Annotated in this window: 16 protein-coding genes; 10 read left to right on the top strand and 6 right to left on the bottom strand. The window is 67.5% G+C overall.

Annotation, left to right across the window (positions count from 1 at the left end):
* Positions 1-7 precede the first annotated feature (7 nt).
* Positions 8-2,752: a DNA polymerase I gene (gene polA / locus HDA45_RS05275; RefSeq protein WP_184892381.1), complete on the bottom strand. Its 2,745-nt coding sequence runs from the start codon at positions 2,750-2,752 to the stop codon at positions 8-10.
* 62 nt (positions 2,753-2,814) lie between these two features.
* Between polA and HDA45_RS05280 the strand changes: the two genes are divergently transcribed.
* The gene (locus HDA45_RS05280; protein WP_184892383.1) at positions 2,815-3,243 is read left to right on the top strand and encodes a hotdog fold thioesterase; all 429 of its coding nucleotides are present in this window, start codon (positions 2,815-2,817) and stop codon (positions 3,241-3,243) included.
* 258 nt (positions 3,244-3,501) lie between these two features.
* The gene (locus HDA45_RS05285) at positions 3,502-4,470 is read left to right on the top strand and encodes a LysR family transcriptional regulator (RefSeq protein WP_184892385.1); all 969 of its coding nucleotides are present in this window, start codon (positions 3,502-3,504) and stop codon (positions 4,468-4,470) included.
* Here the strand turns inward: HDA45_RS05285 and HDA45_RS05290 are convergent.
* Positions 4,436-5,257 carry an alpha/beta hydrolase family protein gene (locus HDA45_RS05290; protein WP_184892387.1) on the bottom strand — a complete coding sequence of 274 codons (822 nt, stop codon included), beginning with the start codon at positions 5,255-5,257 and terminating at the stop codon, positions 4,436-4,438. The genes HDA45_RS05285 and HDA45_RS05290 overlap by 35 nt on opposite strands.
* Before the next feature lie 468 nt (positions 5,258-5,725).
* Between HDA45_RS05290 and HDA45_RS05295 the strand changes: the two genes are divergently transcribed.
* From HDA45_RS05295 to HDA45_RS05315, 5 genes are all read left to right on the top strand, one after another.
* Positions 5,726-6,877 carry an ABC transporter substrate-binding protein gene (locus HDA45_RS05295; RefSeq protein WP_184892389.1) on the top strand — a complete coding sequence of 384 codons (1,152 nt, stop codon included), beginning with the start codon at positions 5,726-5,728 and terminating at the stop codon, positions 6,875-6,877.
* A gap of 113 nt (positions 6,878-6,990) precedes the next feature.
* Positions 6,991-7,959 (top strand): branched-chain amino acid ABC transporter permease, encoded by a 969-nt coding sequence (locus tag HDA45_RS05300; protein WP_184892391.1) that lies wholly within the window; start codon positions 6,991-6,993, stop codon positions 7,957-7,959.
* Positions 7,956-9,095 carry a branched-chain amino acid ABC transporter permease gene (locus tag HDA45_RS05305; protein WP_184892393.1) on the top strand — a complete coding sequence of 380 codons (1,140 nt, stop codon included), beginning with the start codon at positions 7,956-7,958 and terminating at the stop codon, positions 9,093-9,095. Before HDA45_RS05300 ends, HDA45_RS05305 begins: the two co-directional genes overlap by 4 nt.
* Positions 9,092-9,865 carry an ABC transporter ATP-binding protein gene (locus HDA45_RS05310; RefSeq protein ID WP_184892394.1) on the top strand — a complete coding sequence of 258 codons (774 nt, stop codon included), beginning with the start codon at positions 9,092-9,094 and terminating at the stop codon, positions 9,863-9,865. Before HDA45_RS05305 ends, HDA45_RS05310 begins: the two co-directional genes overlap by 4 nt.
* The gene (locus HDA45_RS05315) at positions 9,855-10,568 is read left to right on the top strand and encodes an ABC transporter ATP-binding protein (protein WP_184892396.1); all 714 of its coding nucleotides are present in this window, start codon (positions 9,855-9,857) and stop codon (positions 10,566-10,568) included. The genes HDA45_RS05310 and HDA45_RS05315 overlap by 11 nt, the downstream gene beginning before the upstream one ends.
* A gap of 45 nt (positions 10,569-10,613) precedes the next feature.
* On the opposite strand, the gene HDA45_RS05320 is transcribed toward HDA45_RS05315, so the two are convergent.
* On the bottom strand, positions 10,614-11,153 hold the full coding sequence (locus HDA45_RS05320) for a DUF4352 domain-containing protein (RefSeq protein ID WP_343071986.1): 540 nt from the start codon (positions 11,151-11,153) through the stop codon (positions 10,614-10,616).
* A gap of 71 nt (positions 11,154-11,224) precedes the next feature.
* Between HDA45_RS05320 and HDA45_RS05325 the strand changes: the two genes are divergently transcribed.
* The gene (locus HDA45_RS05325) at positions 11,225-12,013 is read left to right on the top strand and encodes a LysR family transcriptional regulator (RefSeq protein WP_343071987.1); all 789 of its coding nucleotides are present in this window, start codon (positions 11,225-11,227) and stop codon (positions 12,011-12,013) included.
* A 141-nt stretch (positions 12,014-12,154) separates the two neighbouring features.
* A complete protein-coding gene (locus HDA45_RS05330) occupies positions 12,155-12,457 on the top strand; it encodes a DUF6506 family protein (RefSeq protein ID WP_184892400.1) in 303 nt (100 codons plus the stop codon).
* Here the strand turns inward: HDA45_RS05330 and HDA45_RS05335 are convergent.
* A complete protein-coding gene (locus HDA45_RS05335) occupies positions 12,454-12,933 on the bottom strand; it encodes a MarR family transcriptional regulator (RefSeq protein WP_184892402.1) in 480 nt (159 codons plus the stop codon). The genes HDA45_RS05330 and HDA45_RS05335 overlap by 4 nt on opposite strands.
* 83 nt (positions 12,934-13,016) lie before the next feature.
* Here HDA45_RS05335 and HDA45_RS05340 point away from each other — a divergent pair, with 83 nt between their 5' ends.
* Positions 13,017-13,658, top strand: coding sequence for an FMN-dependent NADH-azoreductase (locus HDA45_RS05340; protein WP_184892404.1), 642 nt, complete (start codon positions 13,017-13,019; stop codon positions 13,656-13,658).
* Between the two features lie 69 nt (positions 13,659-13,727).
* Here HDA45_RS05340 and HDA45_RS05345 read toward each other — a convergent pair whose 3' ends face one another.
* Together HDA45_RS05345 and HDA45_RS05350 are read right to left on the bottom strand one after the other, a co-directional pair.
* Complete coding sequence (locus tag HDA45_RS05345) at positions 13,728-16,862, bottom strand: TIM-barrel domain-containing protein (RefSeq protein ID WP_221471017.1); 3,135 nt, start codon at positions 16,860-16,862, stop codon at positions 13,728-13,730.
* Between the two features lie 195 nt (positions 16,863-17,057).
* Positions 17,058-17,843 (bottom strand): DeoR/GlpR family DNA-binding transcription regulator, encoded by a 786-nt coding sequence (locus HDA45_RS05350; RefSeq protein WP_184892406.1) that lies wholly within the window; start codon positions 17,841-17,843, stop codon positions 17,058-17,060.

The raw sequence follows: 17,843 nt of genomic DNA on the forward strand, positions 1-17,843 counted from the left end.
ACGAGGCCTAATGCGCGGCGTCGTTCCAGGAACGGCCGTACCCGACCGAGACCTCCAGCGGCACCGCCAGCTCGTACGCCGAGCCCATTCCTTGGCGCACCAACGCTTCCAGCTGCTCGCGCTCGCCTTCGGCGACCTCGAGGACGAGCTCGTCGTGGACCTGGAGCAGCACGCGGCTCTTCAGCTTCGCCTCGGTCAGCGCCTTGTGGACGTTGAGCATGGCGACCTTGATGATGTCGGCCGCACTGCCCTGGATGGGCGCGTTGAGCGCCATCCGCTCGGCCATTTCACGGCGCTGGCGGTTGTCACTGTTGAGATCCGGCAAATACCGGCGGCGGCCGAAGATCGTTTCGGTGTACCCGACCTTCGCCGCGTCGCCCACGACCGAATGGAGGTAATCGCGCACGCCGCCGAAACGGGAGAAATACGCCTCCATCTGTTCCTTGGCGTCTTCGGTCGAGATTCGCAGCTGCTGCGAAAGCCCGTACGCCGAAAGCCCGTACGCCAGGCCGTACGACATCGCCTTGACGCGGAACCGCAGTTCCGGCGTGATCTCCTCCGGCGGCAGCGAGAACGCGCGCGACGCCACGAACGTGTGCAGGTCCTCACCGCTGTTGAAGGCCTGGATCAGCCCTTCGTCCTGCGAGAGGTGCGCCATGATCCGCATCTCGATCTGGCTGTAGTCCGCCGTCATCAGCTCGGTGTATCCCTCCCCGACGACGAAGGCGTCGCGGATGCGGCGGCCTTCCTCGGTGCGGATCGGGATGTTCTGCAGGTTCGGGTCGACCGACGAGAGCCGTCCGGTGGCGGCGATCGTCTGCAGCAGCGTGGTGTGGATGCGGCCGTCGTCGGCGACCGACTTGATCAACCCCTCGACCGTGGTGCGCAGCCGGGTCGCGTCCCGGTGCTCCAGCAGATGCTGCAGGAACGGGTGCTCGGTCTTCTCGAACAGGCTCTGCAGGGCCTCGGCGTCGGTGGTGTAGCCGGTCTTCGTGCGTTTGGTCTTCGGCATGCCGAGTTCGTCGAACAGGATCACCTGGAGCTGCTTCGGCGAACCGAGGTTGACCTGCTTGCCGATGACCGCGTACGCCTCGTCGGCGGCCTGGGTGACCCGGCTGAGGTAGTGGGCTTCCAGATCCGTCAGGTGCTCGATGTCGACCGCGACACCCGCGGCTTCGAGCCCGGTGATGACCTGCAAGAGCGGCAGTTCCAGCTCGGCGAGCAGCTGCGCACCGCCCAGTTCCTCGAGCTCCTTGGTCAGCGCGCCCGCCAGCTCGGCGACCGCGCGGGCCTTGACCAGCTCGGCCTGGATCTCCTTGAGCTCCAGATCCTCGGCGCCGCCGCCGTCGAGCAGGGACAGCTGACCGTCGCCGGTGTCGGCCTCGGACCGCAGCTCGCGGTGCAGGTACCGCAGGGCGAGATCGTCGAGCTCGAAGGTGCGCTGACCAGGCCGGACCAGGTACGCCGCGAGCGCGGTGTCCATGACGAGCCCGGCGAACGCCCAGCCGCGCGCGCGGACGGCGTGCAGCGGGATCTTGAGCTCGTGGCCGATCTTCTGGATCTTCTCGTCGGCCAGCCAGGCGGTGAGCGCCTTGTCGTCCTCGGCGTCCATCGCGGTGACGTCGACATACGCGCCTTCACCGTCCGCCGCCGCGAAGCTGATGGCCCGCAGGTCTGAGCGGACCGAGGCCCCGGTGGTACGGAACGCCACGCCGACCGGCTTGTCCTGCCCGGTGTGCGCGGAAAGCCAGGCGGCGAGCGCGCCCGGGTCGAGCTTCGCGCCGCTGACCTCGAAGCCCTCTTCGGCCTCGGGCTCGGCGCTCTGCAGGGTGGCGAAGAGGCGGTCACGCAGGACGCGGAACTCGAGCTCGTCGAACAGCGCGTGGACGGCTTCGCGATCCCAGGGGCGCAGCTCGAGACCTGTCGGGCCGAGCTCCAGCTCGACGTCGCGGATCAGCTCGGTGAGCTGGCGGTTCAGCATCACGGCGCCGAGGTGCTCGCGCAGCGCGTCGCCGACCTTGCCCTTGACCTCGTCGACCCTGTCGACCAGCTCGTTGAAGGAGCCGAACTGCCTGATCCACTTCGCGGCCGTCTTCTCACCGACGCCGGGGATGCTGGGCAGGTTGTCCGAGGGGTCTCCACGCAGCGCGGCGAAGTCCGGGTACTGCGCCGGGGTGAGGCCGTACTTCTCCTCGACCGCCTCCGGGGTGAACCGGGTCATCTCCGACACGCCGCGCTTCGGGTACAGCACGGTGACCTGGTCGGTCACCAGCTGGAGCGCGTCACGGTCGCCCGTACAGATGAGGACGTCGAAGCCTTCGGCGGTCGCCTGTGTCGTGAGCGTGGCGATGATGTCGTCGGCTTCGTAGTTCTCCTTGGTCAGCGCGGGGATGCCGAGGACCTTGAGGACGTCCTCGACCAGCCCGACCTGACCCTTGAACTCGTCCGGGGTGGCACTGCGGTTGGCCTTGTACTCCGCGAACGTCTCCGAGCGGAACGTCTTGCGGGAGAGGTCGAACGCCACCGCGAGATGGGTCGGCGCTTCGTCCCGCAGCAGGTTGATGAGCATCGAGGTGAACCCGAACACCGCGTTCGTCGTCTGCCCGGTCTTCGTCTTGAAGTTCTCCGCGGGCAGCGCGAAGAACGCGCGATACGCCATCGAATGGCCGTCGATCAGCAGCAGTTTGGGCCGCTCGGCCTGTGCGGTGGCGGGTGTGGCGTTGGCAACGGTCGTGTTCTCACTCGGGCTCACGGGAGCGAGTCTAGGGTGAGGGTCTGACAGTCCTACCTGTCGTGTCGTTTAAGGAGCTCTGCGTGACCGAACAAGCCCTCGAATCCTTCGCCGGGATCGACCCGGCCTTCGCCGGCCAGCAGCTCAACGACAAGCTCGGGCTCGAGATCAGCGAATTCAGCCCCGAACGCGTCGTGGGCAGCATCCCGGTAGAGGGCAATCTCCAGCCCTACGGCCTTCTCCACGGCGGAGCGAACGCCGTCGTCGCCGAGGCGCTCGGCTCGATGGTCTGCGCGCTCAACGCCGGCACCGACAAGGCGACGATGGGGCTCGAACTCTCGTGCACCCACCATCGGGCGGTCCGGTCCGGGCGGGTGACCGGCGTCGCGACGCCGGTGCACGTCGGACGCGGCACCGTCACGGCCGAGATCGTGCTGACCGACGACCAGGGGCGCCGATCCTGCACCGCGCGGCTGACCTGCGTCGTACGGGAGCGCCCACCGGGCGCCTGAACGCCGGTTCGGATGTCCGTGAAGGCCTCCTTCCCTACCTTGAGGGTAGGGAAGGAGGCCTTCACTACGTCTGGACCCCGCCGCGCGAGGTGCTGTGACCTCTGGGGCTTCTGTGACTTGTGGTGTGGTTCCTTAGTACATGAAGGACCCCATCCTTGCGCCTAGGTACGGGAAGGGGGCCTTCATGTACTTCGGTCAGGGCAAACTCTGCACCGAGAGTCCCGTTCATCTCGTCCGGGCAGGAAAGGACGGTGCCACGTGGATCTCGACACGGCTCAGGTGCGCGCGTTCGTCGCGACCGCGGATCACGGCCATTTCGGTCGTGCGGCGGACTCCTTGTTCCTCACCCAGCAAGCACTGTCGAAGCGGATCCGGAAGCTGGAGGACGCGCTGTCCGTCCAGCTCTTCCGGCGCACCAACCGGTCCGTCGAGCTGACCTCCGACGGTGACCGCTTCCTCCCGCACGCGCGCGAGCTGATCCGCGCGGCGGACGCCGCGGTCGCCGCGATGGGCCTGCAAGACCGCCCGCCCCGCCTCGACGTCATCGACCCCCGCCTCTCCCCCATGTACATGCTGCGGCGTATCGCCCAGCGAGACCCGGCCCTCGCCGTCGAACGCGTTTCCGGGCGCGGGCTGGCCAACGCCCTCGACCCGCTGGTCCGCGGCGAGATCGACCTCGCGTTCGGCCGCGTCGCGGACCTCGGCCGCGCGGTGCCCGCGGAACTCGATCACCGGCTCGTCCGGCTCGAACCCTTGGTCGCCCTTCTCGCCCCGGAACATCCGCTGGCAGGCAACGAGGTGCTGAAACTGTCGGATCTCAGGAGCGAAGGCATCTGGATCCCGCAATTGGGCGGCCCGGTCGAATGGCTTTCTTATTTGCAACGCCTATGCAAAGAATTCGACGTCCCGATCGATGACTCAGGCGTCAGCTACGACCTCCGGCACACCCTGGAACAGACTCGTTACGGGAAGCAGCGGGTCACTCTCGCCGGCGCCGACATGGACCTCGCCTCCGACCTCAACCTGCGGGTCCTGCCCTTCGAGCCGTCGCCGCTGTTCCCGTGGTCGGTGGTGTGGCGGCGCGGCGAAGGCCCGGCCCTGCGGCGCCTGCTGGCGCTCGCGGGCCGGACCAGCCACGAAGAGGGTTGGTGCGCCTACGATCCCGACCGCTCGTGGCTGCCGGACGACGACCTCAGACAGCTAGGTGCCGGGCGAACCACCGCGTGAGCTCGGCGTCGATCAGCTTCGCGTGTTCCGTCTGCGGAGCGGGTTCGAGTCCCGGCGCCTCGGCGAACCCGTGCGCCATCCCCGGGACGGTGACGAGCTCGGATCGCTGCTCCCCCAGCGCCTTGTGCAGCGCTTCGGCGGGTTCGGTGATCGAGACGTCGTCCTCCTCGCCGATGACGAACAGCACCGGCGCGGTCAGTTCCCCCGCCCGCCGCACGTAGTCGTACTCGTTCGCGACCGCGCGGGACCGGTCCGACCAGTGATAGGTGACGTCGTAGACCCGCTCGTTCGCGGCGATCACCGGCGCCAGCTGGGTCACCGGGTTCACCAGCGCGGCCGCGGCCACCGGGATCTCGGCGTGGGTCAGCATCTGCAACGCGACCGCTCCGCCCTGCGAGCCGCCGACCAGCCCGACCGGACCGTCCTCAATGGACAGCCGCGAGCGCAGTTCCGCCACCGCCGCCGGGAACTCCGCCTCGACCTGCTTGGTGAGCGGTTCGACGACGTTGAGCACGTTGTCCTCGCTCGCGAGGCGGAAGAAGCCCTCGAAACCGCCTTCCGGGAACCGTTTCCCGGTCAGCGGCAACCCGAGGTGCACCCGCCACGCGTGCAGCTCCCGCATCGGCAGCGCCGCCGCCATGGCCGCCTCGCTGAACGGCGCGCCCAGCAGATGCCAGGTGACCACCAGCGGCGCCGGGCGCTCCTTGTCCGACGGCGGCAGTGCCACGAACGGGACTCCCGCCGCCACGCCTTCGATCGCCCCGTCCAGTTCGACACTCATTGTCATTCTCCCAGGTCCTCTCGGTGTTTTCCGGCTCTGGGAACAGCTAACCGCGAGGTCAGGGTGGTGATCCAACAGCCGTTCGGGCTTCGATGACAACCATCGGTTGTCATGACACAAGAGAAGGGAGGGCACGGTTGACGCCCTTTGGGGCAGCATTGCTACGACGAACGGCCGCCTCCGAAGGAGGTGAAAAAGCGCGGATACGCGGCCGAAACATGATCATTACCCACAAGCATGATCGACGTGGTACCGGTGAATCCCCAGCGTGACCAGCGAGGACTCGCCAACCGGCAACATTCGCCTTTTCGTGCAATTCGTTCTGGTTTCGACCGTCACGATGTGGACACAGAGTGATGGGCGCCTGTGCAGATCATGGCGCAGGGGGATATCTTCCTGCCCTAACCTAGCCCCTGTGTCGGGGGCAACGCCTACCGGCGGCTGGTTGGTCATGGGAGGTAGTCGGTGTCAGGAGTGCGTTTTGGACGGGTTTTCGCCGTCGCGGCGGCTGCGTCGCTGGCGCTGGCGGGCTGCGCGGGCGGCAGCACGTCCGGTGGCGGTGACAGCAGCACGCTGAAGATCGGGTTCATGGGTGACCTCACCGGTGAGAACTCCGGGATCGTCATCCCGCCCCGCAACGGCGCGAAGCTCGCTATCGACGAGTACAACAAGACGAACCCGGCGACCAAGCTGGAGCTCAAGGAATACGACAGCCAGGGCAAGCCCGAGCAGGCGACGTCGCTGATCGCGACCGCCGTCGGCCAGGACAAGATCACCGCGCTGATCGGCCCGGCCTTCTCCGGCGAGTCGAAGGCCATCGGCGGTCAGCTGGAGCAGAACAAGATCCCGAGCGTGTCGCCGTCGGCCACCAACGCGGGCCTTTCCGCGAACGGCTGGAAGTACTGGCACCGCGTGGTCGCGAGCGACGCCAGCCAGGGGCCGGCCATCGCCAACTTCCTCGTCACGGCGAAGTCGCCCAAGAAGGCGTACGTCATCTCGGACGACCAGGAATACAGTGTCGGCTTGGCTGACAACTTCGAGAAGACCTTGAAGGAAAAGAACGTCCCGACCGAGCGCGACAAGTTCGCCAAGGACGCGTCGGACTACTCCTCGACCGTGCAGAAGGTCAAGGCCGCGAACCCGGACATCATCCTCTTCGGTGGCTACTACGCCCAGGGTGGCCGTCTGCTCAAGCAGCTGCGTGACAGCCAGGTGACCGCCACCTTCGCCACCGGTGACGGTTCGCTCGACGCCCAGCTGATCAGCGGTGCGGGTGCCGCGGCCGCCGAAAAGGCCGTCGTCGGTTGCCCCTGCAACATTCCGGACGCCGGTTCCACCGACGAGTTCAGCACCAAGTACAAGGCCGCGTTCAACGTCGACCCGGCGATCTACTCGAGCGAGGGCTACGACGCCGCGACCGCCATCATCAACGCGGTCAAGGCGGGCAACACCACCTCGGAGAAGATCAACGAGGCCCTCAAGACGATCGACTTCAAGGGTGCCTCGAAGCAGATCAAGTTCAAGGAGAACGGCGAACCGTCCACGGACGCGATCAACGTCTACCAGGTCACCGGTGGCGTCCTCAAGAACCTCGGCGTCTCGACCGAAGCCAAGCTCAACGGCTGACGGAGCAGGTAGGAACACCTAACGGAAGCGGGGGCGCTGTGCGGGCACAGCTCCCCCGCTTCCCGCAAATGTGGCGAAAGAATCCTCGCCCCGTCCCGTAAGGCATCCACGTCATGCTTCAAGATCTGCAAGCCCAGTTCCTCGGTAGCACCATCGGCGGACTGGTCGCCGGAAGCATCTACGCCCTCATCGCCCTCGGCTACACAATGGTCTACGGCGTACTCCGGCTCATCAACTTCGCACACTCCGAGATCTTCATGATCGGGACGGTCACGTCCCTGTTCATCCTGATCACCCTCGCGGGCGGCGGCTCGATCACACTCGGTGTGTTCGGGATGATCGCCGTACTGCTGCTCATCATCATCGCTTCGGCCGCCGTGTCCGGCGGCGCGGCGGTCTTGCTGGAGCAAGTGGCTTATCGCCCGCTCCGCAAGAAGGGCGCGACCCGCTTGGCCGCCCTGATCTCCGCCATCGGCGCCTCGCTGTTCCTCCAGGAGGCGTTCGGCCTCAAGATCATCTCCTGGATCACCGGGAAATCCGGTCGTGTGCAACAGAACGCGCCGCGGTTCATCCCGCACGAGGAGCTGTTCCACATCGGCAACGGCGTGGTCCGCACCGACCACGTGTTCGTCGTCGTCGGCGCCGTGATCATGATGGTCGGCCTGGACCAGCTGGTCAGCCGCACCCGTATCGGCCGCGGTATCCGTGCCACCGCACAGGATCCCGAAGCCGCCGTGCTGATGGGTGTCAGCATCGACCGGATCGTGCGCATCACCTTCCTGCTCGGTGGCGCCATGGCCGGTGTCGCCGCGGCTCTGTACATCATGGAATACGAGAACACCGATTACCGGATCGGGTTCCTCCTCGGGATCAAGGCGTTCACCGCCGCGGTCCTCGGCGGTATCGGCAACCTGCGCGGTGCCCTGCTGGGCGGCATCGTGCTGGGCCTGGTGGAGAACTGGAGTTCCATCTTCTTCGGTTCACAATGGAAGGACGTCACCGCCTTCGTGGTGCTGGTGCTGGTCCTGATGTTCCGTCCCACCGGCATTCTCGGTGAATCGCTGCAGCGGGCACGCGCATGAAGGGCAACGAAGAAGTGGCTGAAAAGTCCTCAGAGAACGGAAAGGCCGCGCGCGCGGGCTTTCACCCCGTCGACGGTCTCCGGGACTGGTGGGCGGACGCTCCGCATTGGCAGCGCTATGGCGTGTACATCGCCCTGATCATCGGCGCGCTGATCCTGCCCGCGCCCGCGATCGGCTCGTTCATGTCGCCGGAATCGGACTGGACGACGGTCCTGATCTTCCCGATCGGGATCTACATCCTGCTCGCCATCGGCCTGAACATCGTGGTCGGCCACGCGGGCATGCTGGACCTCGGGTTCGTGGCGTTCTTCGCGATCGGCGCCTACACGCTGGCCACGATGGGCACCAAGTACGGCTGGGGATTCTGGGGCACGCTGGCCCTCGGGATCTTCCTGGCGGCGATGTCCGGCGTGATCCTCGGCGCGCCGACGCTGCGGCTGCGCGGTGACTACCTCGCGATCGTGACGCTCGGCTTCGGTGAGATCGTCCGGATCACCGCGAACAACAGCGACGGTATCGGCGGCGCCCGCGGTATCACCAACGTGCCGCACCCGGAGCCGATGTTCGGGGTCGAGTTCCTGCTCGACCCGGCGCCGTACTACTACCTCGTCCTCGCCGCGATCGTGATCGCGATCGTCTTCTCGGTGCGGCTGCACCGGAGCCGGGTCGGCCGGGCATGGGCCGCCATCCGCGAGGACGAGGACGCGGCCGAACTGATGGGCGTCCCGACGTTCAAGTTCAAGCTGCTCGCCTTCGCCATCGGCGCCATGCTCGGCGGGATGGCCGGTGTGGTCTACGCCAGCAAGGCCGTCTTCATCGAGCCGAACAACTTCCCGTTCATCCTGTCCGCGACGATCCTCGCGGCCGTGGTGCTGGGTGGCGCCGGCAACCTGCCCGGCGTGATCCTCGGCGCCTTCCTGGTCGCCTGGCTCCCGGAACGGTTCCGGTTCATGTCCGAGTACCGCATCCTGATCTTCGGGTTCGTGCTCGTGCTGATGATGGCGCTGCGACCGGAGGGTCTGCTGCCGTCACGGCAGCGCAAGGCGGAACTACGAGAAGGAACGGGCGGGATGGGTGCCATGGGCGCCGAAGTCGCGGGTCCGGATTCCGAGGCTTCGGCGGAGGTGACGAAATGAGCGCACTGCTCGAATTCGACAACGTGACGATGCGCTTCGGCGGTGTCACGGCCCTGAAGGAAGTCAACCTCACCATCGACCAGGGTGAGATCTTCGCCCTGATCGGCCCGAACGGCGCGGGCAAGACCACCGTGTTCAACGTAATCACCGGCGTCTACCAGCCGTCCGAAGGCCAGGTCCGTTTCGGCGGTACCCAGGTCAACGGGATGAAGCGGTTCAAGATCAACCAGACGGGGATCGCCCGCACGTTCCAGAACATCCGGCTGTTCCACAACATGTCGGCGCTGGAGAACGTGATGGTCGGCGCCGACTCGCACCACAAGACCGGGGCGATTTCGGCGACGTTCGGCCTTCCCGTGCACCGCAAGGAAGAGAAGCGGGGCCGCGAGCTGGCGAGGGAGCTGCTGGACTTCGTCGGCATCGGGCGGGTGGAGCACAACACCGCGAAGAACCTCTCCTACGGCGACCAGCGTCGCCTGGAGATCGCGCGGGCGCTCGCCACCGACCCGAAGCTGCTGCTGCTCGACGAGCCCGCCGCCGGGATGAACCCGGCGGAGAAGAACTCGCTGCAGCAGCTGATCCGCAAGATCCGGGACGACGGCCGGACCGTGCTGCTCATCGAACACGACATGGGCTTGGTCATGCAGATCGCCGACCGGCTGGCCGTACTCGACTTCGGCCAGAAGATCGCAGAAGGGCTCCCCCAAGAGGTGCAGAACAACCAGAAGGTGATCGAGGCTTACCTGGGGGTGGCGGAAGATGCTTCTTGAGGTCCAGGACATCAATGTCCACTACGGGAAGATCGCCGCGCTCAAGGGAATGACCATCGAGGTCGGCGAGGGCGAGATCGTTTCGCTCATCGGGGCCAACGGCGCGGGCAAGACCACCACGCTGAAGACGATCTCGGGGCTGCGTCCGCTGACCAGTGGCCGGATCCTCTTCGACGGCAAGGACATCTCGAAGACGCCCGGCCACAAACGGGTCGAACTCGGGATCGGCCAGTCACCGGAGGGCCGGGGCGTGTTCCCCGGGATGACGGTGCAGGAAAACCTCCTCATGGGCGCGTACACCCGTAAGGACGACCTGAAGGCCGACCTCGACGAGGTCTACGAGCTGTTCCCGCGGCTGAACGAGCGCAAGACCCAGTTCGGCGGCACGATGTCCGGTGGCGAGCAGCAGATGATCGCCATCGGCCGCGCGCTGATGACCAAGCCCAAGGTGCTGCTGCTCGACGAGCCGTCCATGGGCCTGGCGCCGATGCTGATCGCGCAGATCTTCGACATCATCCGCGAGATCAACAAGCGCGGGACCACGGTCCTGCTGGTGGAGCAGAACGCGCAGCAGGCGCTGAAGCTCTCCGACCGCGCGTACGTGCTGGAGACCGGTGAAGTGGTCAAGAGCGCCCGCGGTGTCGAACTGCTGGACGACCCCAAGGTGCGGGCCGCCTACCTCGGTGGCGACCTGGGCGTCTGACGCCTTCAGGAAGGGCCCCGTCGCTTCTCGCGGCGGGGCCCTTTTCTATGCCAGCTTGATGTCCGTGCCGGTGAGGTTCTTCATGTCGGTCAGCGTCGGACCGCCGAAAGCCCGCAGTACCAAGGGTTTCGCCTCCTTGGGGAGGTCGAAGTAGAGGTCGAACTCGACCCGCACACCGCGTCCCAGTTCGAACTTGTCGGGCTGACGCTTGATCGTCATGGCCTGGTTGTCGACCTCGATCACGGCCCCGGCATCGGTGACCAGCTGTTGCCGCCGGGTGTCGAACACGATCCCGGACACCCCTTTCCCGGTGACCACCAGCCGGAGGCGGACGAACCGGCCCTTCGCCTCGAACTCGGTGTGGCTGCCGGTGAGGCTGGGGAGTCCGGCGGCCAGCCCGATCACCGAGAACTCGGTCTCCCCGTTGACCGCCGGCGGCAAGTGCAGGGCGGTCTCGTCCGGCCGGACCTCCCGCGCGGGCAGGTCGTAGACGGGTTTGGCGGGCGGCCGCGCCTGCTCGCCGGAGCAGCCGGCCAGCAGGAGGACCGCGGCCGCCGTCAGACCACGAATGATTCCGGTACGCACCCCGTCGATTCTGCCCGGTCCGGCGCTACTGTGCGCTTGTGGAGTTACGACGTCTTCGATATCTGTGCGCCGTGGCGGAGGAAGGGCATCTCACCCGCGCCGCGGAGCGCCTCGGCATCCGGGCGTCGTCGCTCAGCCAGCAGATCATCGCGCTGGAACGGGAACTGGACGCGACCCTGTTCGTCCGCACCCAGGCGGGGATGACACCCACCGCCGCCGCGCTGGCGCTGCTCCCCCACGCCCGCCGGATGCTGGAGGAAGCCGAGCTGGGCGCAAGGGCCGTCCGCGACACCGTGGACCGGCCGCTCCGTGTCGGCGTGACACCGGGTGCGCCACCGTCGGTACTCCCCGGCCTGCACGCGGGAGCGGTGGAGATCGACGACCTCTCCGCCGCTCGGCAACTCGAACTCCTGCGCCGGGGCGCGCTCGACGCGGGTCTGCTCGCCCTGCCGGAGGCGGTGGACGGCCTGCGGGTCGTCGTTGTGAGCGAGAGACCGTTGGGGGTGCTCGTTTCCGATACTCATCCCCTGGCTCGTCTCGAGGACGTGCACTGGGACGACCTCGCCGGGCTGGACCTCCTTCTGTACGAACGAGAGCTGGCGCCGGGCTATCACGACGCGCTGCTCGCCGAGTGCGCGGCAAAGGGCTGGCGCCCAGCTCACGTACGCTCCGGGCCACCTCGGCGGACGCTGTTCATCGCCGAATTGCGGCATGGCGGCGACGTCGTCGCCTTGCGTCCCCGCGAAGAACCGGCCGAGGGTCTGCGCCGGCTTCCGCTGCGGGAAGCACCTGTCGTCCGGCACGCGCTCGTGTGGGATCCGGCGCACGCGTCTTCGGACCGGATCGCGGCGCTGCTATGACGGCGCCCACAACGGATTCGCGCGCCGTCCGCCCGGCCTCGCCCGTTCGGTGATCCCGAACGGCCGTTCGGGTCCGCCTCGTGGACAACGTTCCCCGTTTCGCGATTACCTCACGGTGTTCGAGAGCGAAGGAGAATCGTCATGCGACAGTGGGGTTTCGTGTACTTGGCCGACGGCTGCGATCCGGCGCGGGACGTGTCCCGTGTGGACACCGGGGCATGCCTGACCGTGCTGGTCGGGGTCGGCGAGGTGGAACAGGTCGTGGCCGCGGCCGAGCGGCTCGTGGCCGAAGGGGCGCAGCTGATCGAACTGTGCGGCGCCTTCGGTCCCGTGTGGACGGCGCGGGTGATCGACGCGGTGGGAGCCCGAGTTCCGGTCGGAAGCGTCATGTACGGCGGCGAGGCTACGAAACAGCTTCACGACCTGTTCGGGCTCGGGGCCTAGCAATCGTCGACGTGGGCGGCTTCGACACAAGCGCCTGCCTCGGTCCGGCTGGTCGCCTGGTACAGCAAGTGGTACAGCGCCTCGCGCTGATCGTTGTCCAGCGCGCCGAGTACGTCGTCCTCGACGCCGGCGAGCGCGAACTCCGCCTTGGCGAGCTGCTTGGCGCCGACGTCGGTGAGTTCGACGATATGCCGCCGCCGGTCCTCCGGTGAGCGCCGTCGTTCGATCAGGTTCGCCGACTCGAGGTCGTTGAGCAGCCCGACGACGTTCGTGCTGTCCATCTCCAGCGTCTTCGCGAGGTCCTGCTGCGAACAACCCGCGAGATCGCGCAGCACGGTCAGCGCGACGAGATGCCGGGGACGCAGGCCGAGCGGCGCCAGGACCGACTCGCTGCGGAGCCGGATCCGGCGGGTGACGTGGTCGAGCAGCGCGCCGCAGCGGTGCGGGGGCTGGTTCACGACCGGGAGTTCGGACACGTGTCAAGTGTACGTTCCCCCATGATGACCACCACAGCATCAATGGTTTGCGTTACACAAACTATCTGTGCAAGATAATGAGTATGACACATCTGCTGCACATCGACTCGAGCATCACCGGCGAACACTCGACGAGTCGCCGTCTCACCGCGCGGGCCGCCGCAGCCTGGCGCGCGGCACATCCGGAGGGCACCGTCACCTACCGCGACCTGGGAGCCGAACCGCTGCCGCATTTCGACGCGGTGAGCAACGCGGCCAGGACGGTGCCGCCGGACCGGCACACCCCGGACCAGACCGAAGCCTGGCGGCGCATCACGCGGCTGGTGGACGAGGTCAAGGCGGCAGACACCGTCCTGCTGGGCCTGCCGCTCTACAACTTCGGGGCGCCGAGCACGGTCAAGGCCTGGGTCGACCACCTGATCGTGCCCGGGCTTTCGATCGACGCCGAGACCCACGAGGGCCTGCTCGGCGGGCGGGACTTCATCGTCCTGGCCTCGCGCGGCGGCGGCTACGGCGAAGGCACCCCGCGCGAGGGCTGGGACCACGCCCAAAGCTGGATCACGCACGGCGTGTCCATGACGGGACTCGAACCGCGGTTCGTCACCGCCGAGCTGACCCTGGCGAAGGTCAACCCGGCGATGGCGGACCTGATCCCGCTGGCCGACGCCAGTCAGGCGGAGGCCGAACGCGCCATCGACGCACTGTGGACACCGGTGGCGGCTTGAAAAGTCCGTGAAGGACTCCTTGAGGGACTCTGGGTCCCTCAAGGAGTCCTTCACGGACAAGCGGCTAGCTCAGCCGATCCCCGCCGCGAAAACGTGCATCGCGGTGTTGGACGGGAGGGTCACCGCGACGACCTCCTTCCCCGTTGTCAGCGGGACGGAGTTCGCGAAGACCCGGTACGGCGTGGTCGGATACGCCGCCCCGGTGCGGGTGTTCTTGCCCATCACGGTCGCCACCGTCGTCGCGCCGTATTGGGCGGGATCGGCGCAGCACCAGTTGGGGAAGCCGAGTTCGGCTTGGCTCGTGCTGCCGTCGGCGTAGCGGACGACGACAGTGCCCTTCGCCGTACCCGTGCCGGTTCCCGCCAGCACCAGTTTGGCGCCCGTCCCCCGCACCGCGACGGTCTGACCGGACGCGAGGACGTTGTCCTTCTCGCCCGCGCCGGTCTTCGGCCACGTCAGCTGAGCACCGAGGGCGGTGAAGCCCGCACCGGGCTCGAGCCCGGCTTCGGCCAGACCTTCGGCCCGGAAGCTGCTGCCGCCACCGTCGATGTCCCCCACCGCGACGTGGGCCGCGTCGGTGACGCCGACGTTGCCGTAAGCCGCGGCCAGCGAGCCGTGCGGAACGGTGACCGTCACCGAGTCGGTGACCCGGTTCTCCCCGAGCCGCGCCTTGTACGACGCCGAAGCGGTGAGCTGGTAGTCGTCCGGTTTGATCCCCGCGTCCGGCGTCACCTTCACCGGGACGCTCACGGTCTTCCCCGGCATCACCAGTCGCGGCCCGGCGGGCACCTCGACACGGAAGCCGTTGGCGGGCAAGGAGAACTTGACGTCCCGCACCGGCAGCGGCGTGCCGTTGGTGAAGCTCAGCGTGCCCGTCGCGGTCTGCCCGGGACCGGCGACGGCCGGTACGGACAGGGCGACCGATCCGTTGCGGTCCTCGGGGAAGATCCCGCCGACGGCGCTCGTGCCGAACAGCCGGACGTCCTGGCGGTCACCGGCGCCGATCTTGCCGGTCTTGACCCGCGCGACCCCGCCGGTGGCCGGATCGAACCACCAGCCCGACGGCGCCGCGTCCAGTTCGGCCTTGCTGCCGTACTGCCGCAGGATCGACGTCCCGGCGAGGACCATCGCGGGCTTGCTTCCCGAGTGGACGGCCACCTGGTAGTTCCGTGACGCGGGCTTTCCCGCGTAGGAACCGGAACTGGCACCGATCCCGACGGTCACCGTGCCCAGGCCCGACTGCGGCGCGTCCACGGTGAACGTCTGCTTCGCCTGCTCACCGTTCTTGTAGGCGCGGGTCGCGCCGTCGTCCTCGGTGAGGGTGAACGAACCCTTGCCCTGCGGGTAGACATCGAGGTCGAGCACACCCTTGTCCCGGGTCTGCCACGACTTCGTGCCCTCGGCCCACATCGGGACCACGGCCCCGGCGCGGACGAACAGCGGCAGGGTGTCGAGCGGCGCGTCGTAACCGTCCACAGTGGTCGGTCCGGTGTAGGTCTTGCCGCTCCAGTAGTCGACCCAGGTGCCCTTCGGCAGGTAGATGCCGTTGCGGACGGTGGCGTTCTCGTACACCGGCGCGACCAGGAAGTCCTTGCCGGACAGGAACTCGTACTTCGCCTTCTCGCCCCAGACGTTCGGGTCGTCGGGGTATTCGAGCGCCAGCGGGCGGACCTGCCCGACGCCGGTCCGGTGGGCTTCCACCGAATGGCTGTAGGTGTAGGGCAGCAGCCGTTCCTTGAGCAGCAGGTACTTGCGGTTGATCGAGGTGAACGGCTCGCCGTACTTCCACGGCTGCTTGTCCGAGGCGGCCCAGCCGTCCATCGTCATCGAGACCGGCAGGAACGCCTTCCACTGCAGGTCGCGGACGTAGGTCTGCGGACTGCCGCCGAAGATGCCGTCGATGTCGCCGGTGTTGTAGGCGATACCGGACGTCGTGGCGCCGGCGTAGGTCGGGATCTGCCACTTGATGTAGTCGTAGGAACCGGCCTGGTCGCCGCTCCACAGCACGCCGCAGCGCTGCGCGCCCGCCCAGCTGACCGGTGTCCAGACGAAGCCGCGCGCGTCGCTGTTGTCCTCGATGCCCTTGTGCGCGGTGTCGCAGGCGTCCAGCGCGAACTGGTAGCCAGGGCCGACCCACGCGACGTCGAGTTTGCGGACCCGGACCCCGGCCTTGACCTCTTCCACCTGGTTCGGCACGCCGTTCTCGGTCCACAGACCCAGCTGCATGTTGTTCTTGCGCAGGCCTTCGCCCGTCTGCTGCAGGTTTTCGTACCCGCAGCCGTAACCGTCGTTGACGAGCATCCAGCCGTTGGGCATCCCGTGCTCGGTGTACCCCTCCGCGACCTTCACCGCGTCCAGCGTGTGCCGCTCGCCGCGATTGGCGTTGTGCAGGTAGCAGTCGGCGTCACCGTGCTCGAGCCCGTAGAGCGGCGGCAGGAACGGCTTCCCGACCAGATCGGTGTAGCCGGTGATGACGTCCTTGAGGCCGTTCCCGACCACGTAGGTCGCGTCGAAGCGGCGCTCGTCGTGAGTGGTGCGCACCGGCTCGGTGAAGGCGTACTTGCCTTGCGCGAAGGTGTTGCGCAGCACGCCGTATCCCGCCGTGGAGGCGTAGAACGGCTGCGAATTCGGGGCCCCGCCGTCATTCCAGTTGTAGTCGGCGAAGATCCGGATCGTCTGGTCACGGTGGCTGAAGCGGCCGTTCTGCTCGCCACCGCCGACGAACTGCTCGGCCGCCGTCCGCGCCAGGGTCTGGGTGGTCTGCTTGTCGGTCCACGAGAGCGGCGCCGACTCCTCCCACAGGCGTTTGCGATCCGCGCCGTCGTACAACGCGAGCCGCATCGGGTGTTTGTACGCCCGCAACGTCGCCTTGGCCGTGGAAACCGCCCAGTAGTCCCCCTTGTCGGTCCTCTTGGGTGTGACCGGATCGCCCGTGCGCGGCAGCACGATCTTGCTCCCGGCGGGATCGGTGAACGTGCCGTCCGGCGCCAGCCAGACCCGGACGGCGCCTTCGGCCGGGAAGCTGACGCGCACGGCGGCGCTTCCCGAATTCAGCGTGACCGTGGGGCCCTCGGCGGAAATTCCGGTCAGATCGCCCAGCTTGCCGGACGGCGCCGCGGCCGGATCGGCGTGGGCGAGGACCGGGGAAAGTCCGAGTAGGGCCACCGCGGCCAAACCACTCAGGGATTGCGCAACTCTGCTCATTCGAGACACCTTTCGCGCATGAATACGCAAGATGGTCTCTGTATAGCGCACGGTTCGCGCAAAGTCATCCGCCGAAGCGGTGCAGCCGACTTTCGTCGGGTCGGCCGAAGATCCTTATGTCACAAGGAGTGCGCAAAGTCGTGAAGGCCCCCTTCCCTACCCTCAAGGTAGGAAAGGGGGCCTTCACGGACTTGGTCAGACCGCCTGGACCTCGACCCCAGCGGCCTCGAAGGCACGCAGCACCTTCGGGTCGGCGTTGGAATCCGTCACCAGGGCGTGCACCTGCGGCGTCGAGCAGATCCGTGCGAACGCGCGACGGCCCAGTTTCGAACCGTCGGCGACCGCGACGACGCGTTCCGCCCGCTCGACCATCAGCCGGTTGATACTCGCCTCACCCTCGTGGTGGGCGAAGGCGCCGGCCTCGGCGTCGAACGCGTCGACACCGAGGAACAGCAGGTCGATCGTCAGTTCGCTGAGCACCCGGGTGGCCAGCGGACCGCTGAGCTCGAACGACTGCGGACGCGCGACACCACCGGTCACCACGATCTTCACATGCGGCCGCACGGCCAGTTCGTGCGCGATGTTCAGCGCGTTGGTGACCACCGTCAGCCCCGGCGAATCACGCAGGCCCGCCAGATCCGACCGGGTCGCCAGTGAACGCGCGACCCCGGCCGTGGTCGTCCCGCCGTTGAGGCCGACCACCATGCCCTGCGCCACGAGCGCCGCCGCGGCGACACTGATCCGCTGCTTCTCGGGCACGTGCCGTGCGGTCTTGTACCGCAATGGCAGGTCGTAGGCGAGATCGTTGGCCACCGCGCCACCCCGGGTGCGGGTGAGCAATTGCTGCTCCGCCAGGTGGTCGAGGTCGCGCCGGATCGTGGCCGCGGAGACGTTCAACTCCTCGGCCACGTCCTCGACGTCGATCTTTTCCCGCTGCCCCAGCAGGTCCAGCAGGGTGCTCAGCCGTTCGTGCCGGGCCAT

It is taken from the genome of Amycolatopsis umgeniensis (assembly GCF_014205155.1).
Lineage (GTDB): Bacteria > Actinomycetota > Actinomycetes > Mycobacteriales > Pseudonocardiaceae > Amycolatopsis > Amycolatopsis umgeniensis.